Raw genomic sequence first — 5,040 nt, 5'->3', positions numbered from 1 at the left:
GGCCTTTGGTATCCGGTGGTGATCGCGGCGATAACGCTGGTCATCGGCATGATCTTCGTCAAGGATACGCTCGGCACCGACCTGCACGCCAAGGAGTAGGCAGGCCCGGTGTTCAAAAGAAAGCCCGGCGCGAGCAATCGCGCCGGGCTTTCTCTTTTCAGGCCAATTCGTTGGCGAGGGCTGCTGCCCTTTGTGTCAGCTCTTGCGGCCCCGGGTCTCATCCTCGATGGCTGCCTCATGGTACCAGCCGTCGCCGAAGTCTGCGCGGGCACCACGCAGCGAGGCAAGCTCTGCCGCAAACTTAGCCTTGCCGCTCAAATTTGAGGCAGCGGCGCGCGCTGCCACCGGGAACATCAAAATTGTGGCCGACGGTCGTGTGGAAATGATTTCCATTGCCGGGTTCCTTTCTTCTGCCGAACCTTTTCGATTCAACTTGATCCGAAGATAAGGTCTGCAATCAAGTTAGGCAATATGCCTATGAAAAGATCAGCAATTGCACACTATTTGTGCAAAGAACGACTGTGATTGATCGGAACGCATCGCTTAGGCGGATCACCGACTTCGAGTGGATACCGGGTCAATTTTGCCGCACCCTTCACACCAAGAATGGCACACGAATTGCATTTTAAGAATGCGGCAGGCCGGCTGCTGACGGCAGACGCATGTCGACGCCGTTCAGTGTTCGGTGATCAAGCAACGAGAGGCTAGAATGACGAAATACAAGCTCGAGTATATCTGGCTCGATGGATATACCCCGGTCCCCAACCTTCGCGGCAAGACGCAGATCAAGGAATTCGCCGAATTCCCTGATCTCGAGCAGTTGCCGCTGTGGGGCTTCGATGGTTCCTCGACCCAGCAGGCCGAAGGGCACAGCTCCGATTGCGTGCTGAAGCCGGTTGCGGTCTATCCGGATCCCGCCCGTACCAACGGCGTGCTGGTCATGTGCGAAGTCATGATGCCCGATGGCGTCACGCCGCATGCCTCCAACAAGCGCGCCACCATCCTCGATGACGAGGGCGCCTGGTTCGGCTTCGAGCAGGAATATTTCTTCTACAAGGACGGCCGGCCGCTCGGCTTCCCCGAGAGCGGCTATCCCGCACCCCAGGGTCCGTACTACACCGGCGTCGGCTATTCCAATGTCGGCTCCGTCGCGCGCCAGATCGTCGAGGAGCATCTCGACCTCTGCCTCGCCGCCGGCATCAACCACGAGGGCATCAACGCCGAAGTTGCCAAGGGCCAGTGGGAATTCCAGATTTTCGGCAAGGGCTCCAAGAAAGCCGCCGACCAGATGTGGATGGCCCGCTACCTCATGCAGCGCCTGACCGAGAAGTACGGCATCGACATCGAATACCACTGCAAGCCGCTCGGCGACACCGACTGGAATGGCTCTGGCATGCACGCCAACTTCTCGACCGCCTATATGCGCGAAGTCGGCGGCAAGGCCTATTTCGAAGCGCTGATGGCGGCCTTCGACAAGAACCTGATGGATCACATCGCCGTCTATGGCCCGGACAACGACAAGCGTTTGACCGGCAAGCACGAGACCGCGCCGTGGAACCGGTTCAGCTATGGCATTGCCGACCGTGGCGCCTCGATCCGCGTGCCGCATTCCTTCATCAAGAGCGACTACAAGGGTTATCTGGAAGACCGCCGTCCGAACTCGCAGGGCGACCCCTACCAGATCGCCTCGCAGATCCTGAAGACGATCGCCTCGGTTCCGGCAAGCGCTCAGGTTTCGGCCGCCGCGTAAGCGTTTCGGACTGCATGACAAGATGACCCCGGCGTTTCGCGCCGGGGTTCTTTTTTGGCCGTTACCCGGCTGACGGCATTCCTGGTAAAACATACCCAGAAAAAGTCAGGGAATTCACGCGGTCGCAAATCGCCCGGAAGTTCTGGCCGCAGCCATGTGAGCCTCCGGCGATCACTCCCTATAAAGCCCGGAAAAGCGCCTTTTCCAGCCCTTATCTGGGGCAATGGACCTTCCATAAGCATCTGTTCATACAGCAGAATCGGTCATTCGCGGCCCGGCTTGCAGCGTTGACAGATCACGCTACGGCATGCGTATTCGCAGGCCTTGGGGTTACGTCACGCAATGCTGTTCGGACGGGCGGGGTTTTCTGAACGGCGGCATTGGCGTGGGCGCCGGACGAGCGGTCACTGTAGCCTGAGACAGTGCTCCGCTCGCTCCTGGCTCCAACGTTGGCGACCGACCGGCCGCCTTGATCTTCACCGGACATCGCCGAGTAGTGATTGAAGTCACCGGACCGACGCGCTCAGGCCGGCCGCTCCGATGGACCGTGGGTCCAGAATCCAGGCATCGTATGATCGTCGAAGACGAAAGACCAATATGGCTGTCCATGCGTGGCTGCCGCGCAGGCGAGACATGCCGGTCAGCTGGCAATTCCTATTGGAGCGCAGCAAAAAGCCCTTGAAAGAGGGAAGTCTTTCAAGGGCTTGGTTATTATGGCGTATCTTAGTCTGAGCTTGAAGCCTCAGACAGAGTAATACATATCGTATTCGACCGGATGCGGGGTCATTTCGAAGCGCATCACTTCGGCCATCTTCAGCTCGATGTAGCTGTCGATCTGGTCGTCGTCGAAGACGCCGCCGGCTTTCAGGAAGCCGCGGTCCTTGTCGAGGCTTTGCAGGGCTTCGCGCAGCGAGCCGCAGACGGTCGGGATCTTCTTCAGTTCCTTCGGCGGCAGGTCGTAGAGATCCTTGTCCATCGGCTGGCCGGGATGGATCTTGTTCTTGATACCGTCGAGGCCGGCCATCAGCAGCGCGGAGAAGGCGAGGTAGGGGTTCGCGCCCGGATCGGGGAAGCGGACCTCGACGCGCTTGGCCTTCGGCGACGAGCCGAACGGGATACGGCAGGACGCCGAGCGGTTGCGCGCCGAATAGGCGAGCAGAACCGGCGCTTCGTAACCCGGCACCAGGCGCTTGTAGGAATTGGTCAGCGGGTTGGTGAATGCGTTGATCGCCTTGGCATGCTTGATGACGCCGCCGATGAAGAACAGGCAGCTTTCCGACAGACCGGCATATTCATTGCCGGCGAAGGTCGGCTTGCCGTTCTTCCAGATCGACATGTGGACGTGCATGCCCGAGCCGTTGTCGCCGAAGATCGGCTTCGGCATGAAGGTCGCCGTCTTGCCGTAGGCATTGGCGACCTGGTGCACGACATATTTGTAGATCAGCATCTTGTCGGCGTTGCGTACCAGTGCGTCGAACTTGATGCCGAGTTCGTGCTGCGCCGCCGCCACCTCATGGTGATGCTTTTCGACGCGCACGCCCATCTCGGCGAGCACGGTCAGCATTTCCGAGCGCATGTCCTGCGCGCTGTCGATCGGCGGCACCGGGAAGTAGCCTCCCTTGACGCGCGGACGGTGGCCGAGATTGCCGGTCTCGTAGTCGGTGTCGTCGTTCGACGGCAGTTCCGTGGAGTCGAGCTTGAAACCGGTGTTGTAGGGATCGGCCTTGTACTTCACGTCGTCGAAGACGAAAAATTCGGCTTCCGGGCCGACAAAGATGGTGTCGCCGATGCCTTCGGCCTTCATGTAAGCCTCGGCCTTCTTGGCCGTGCCGCGCGGATCGCGGTTGTAGGATTCACCCGAAACCGGATCGAGGATGTCGCACAGGATGACCATGGTTGACTGGGCGAAGAACGGATCCATGTGAACCGTTTCCGGGTCGGGCATCAGCACCATGTCGGACTCGTTGATGGCCTTCCAGCCGGCAATCGACGAGCCGTCGAACATCACGCCATCGGCGAACATGTCTTCCTCGACCTCGATGACATCCATCGTCACGTGTTGCAGCTTGCCCTTCGGGTCTGTGAAGCGCAGGTCGACGAATTTCACGTCGTTGTCCTTGATCTGCTTCATGATGTCTTTGGCTGTCGTCATGTCGTGTATCCCTGTGTGATGACTTTTTTTGATGATGACGTTTTCAGGAGGATGGGGCGGTCGGTTCAGACCGCGTCCATGCCCGTTTCGCCGGTGCGGATCCGCACGACTTCCTCGATGTTGGAGACGAAGATCTTGCCGTCACCGATGCGGCCCGTCTGGGCCGCCTTGCGGATGGCCTCGATGGCGCCTTCGACCGCGTCGTCGCCAAGCACGACCTCGATCTTCACCTTGGGCAGGAAATCGACGACATATTCGGCGCCGCGGTAGAGTTCGGTATGGCCCTTCTGACGACCGAAGCCCTTTGCCTCGGTGACGGTTATGCCTTGCAGTCCGGCCTCCTGAAGCGCTTCCTTCACTTCGTCCAGCTTGAATGGCTTGATGATCGCTTCGATCTTTTTCATGTAAAAAGTGGCCTCCACTGCCAAAAAAACGGGTTGTGACCCCCCGCTTGCGCCTCCATCAAGCACGAACTGTGCCAATTCAGCGGATTCGAAGCGGTCTCATAAGATTTCAAAGCCGCGCCGCACCGGGATGCAAATTCGCGTCATTCGCTGCACCGGAAGCGGCATGGGCTGCCAGAGCCTACACAGCGCCAGCACCTGCGTCCGCACAAAAATCAGGCATATCGCCTATCCCGCAGGCAATTTTCTGCCCGCAATGCCTTCGTGCCGACGTTATGGCTGCAGATCTCGGCAACTCCCCCTTGTTTGCTTAGGATCGAAATTGGACAATGCTTGATAGCATGCGGATCGGCAATCCATGAGCAACGAACTTCTTTCCCCGGCCGAAATGAGCGAGGCTGATCGGCTGACGATCGCGGCCGGTCCGGCCGATGGAATCAGCCTGATGCGGCGCGCGGGCGAAGCGGTCGCGGCCGAGATTCTCAAGCGTTATCCCGCAGCGCCGCATGTCCATGTGCTGTGCGGTCCCGGCAACAATGGCGGCGATGGCTATGTCGTCGCACGCCTCCTGGCCGGCAGCGGCGTCGGCACAACGATCTGGTCATCCGGAGCGCCGAGGCCGGAAAGCGATGCGGCGCTCGCCGCCGCGGAATCCCTGGTCAAGTCCCGGCCGCTGTCTGATTTCGACGCCGAGTTCGGCTCGATCGTGATCGACGCGCTCTATGGGGCAGGGC

At 59.7% G+C, this 5,040-nt stretch carries 5 protein-coding genes; 2 read left to right on the top strand and 3 right to left on the bottom strand.

What is annotated here, in order from left to right:
• Positions 1–195 precede the first annotated feature (195 nt).
• Positions 196–393 (bottom strand): DUF2735 domain-containing protein, encoded by a 198-nt coding sequence (locus EN906_RS22500; RefSeq protein ID WP_127269123.1) that lies wholly within the window; start codon positions 391–393, stop codon positions 196–198.
• 316 nt (positions 394–709) lie between these two features.
• On the opposite strand from EN906_RS22500, the gene EN906_RS22495 reads away from it, so the two are divergent.
• A complete protein-coding gene (locus EN906_RS22495) occupies positions 710–1,750 on the top strand; it encodes a glutamine synthetase beta-grasp domain-containing protein (protein ID WP_127260164.1) in 1,041 nt (346 codons plus the stop codon).
• Positions 1,751–2,492: 742 nt separating this feature from the next.
• Here the strand turns inward: EN906_RS22495 and glnA are convergent.
• Together glnA and EN906_RS22480 are read right to left on the bottom strand one after the other, a co-directional pair.
• Complete coding sequence (glnA, locus tag EN906_RS22485; RefSeq protein WP_127269124.1) at positions 2,493–3,902, bottom strand: type I glutamate--ammonia ligase; 1,410 nt, start codon at positions 3,900–3,902, stop codon at positions 2,493–2,495.
• A 65-nt stretch (positions 3,903–3,967) separates the two neighbouring features.
• On the bottom strand, positions 3,968–4,306 hold the full coding sequence (locus tag EN906_RS22480; RefSeq protein WP_006205430.1) for a P-II family nitrogen regulator: 339 nt from the start codon (positions 4,304–4,306) through the stop codon (positions 3,968–3,970).
• 358 nt (positions 4,307–4,664) lie between these two features.
• Between EN906_RS22480 and EN906_RS22475 the strand changes: the two genes are divergently transcribed.
• A partial coding sequence (locus tag EN906_RS22475; protein WP_272483100.1) for an NAD(P)H-hydrate epimerase occupies positions 4,665–5,040 on the top strand: 376 nt, incomplete at its 3' end.

The organism is Mesorhizobium sp. M7A.F.Ca.CA.004.06.1.1, from assembly GCF_003999135.1.
Lineage (GTDB): Bacteria > Pseudomonadota > Alphaproteobacteria > Rhizobiales > Rhizobiaceae > Mesorhizobium.
This window is presented reverse-complemented; position numbering and strand designations above follow the sequence as displayed.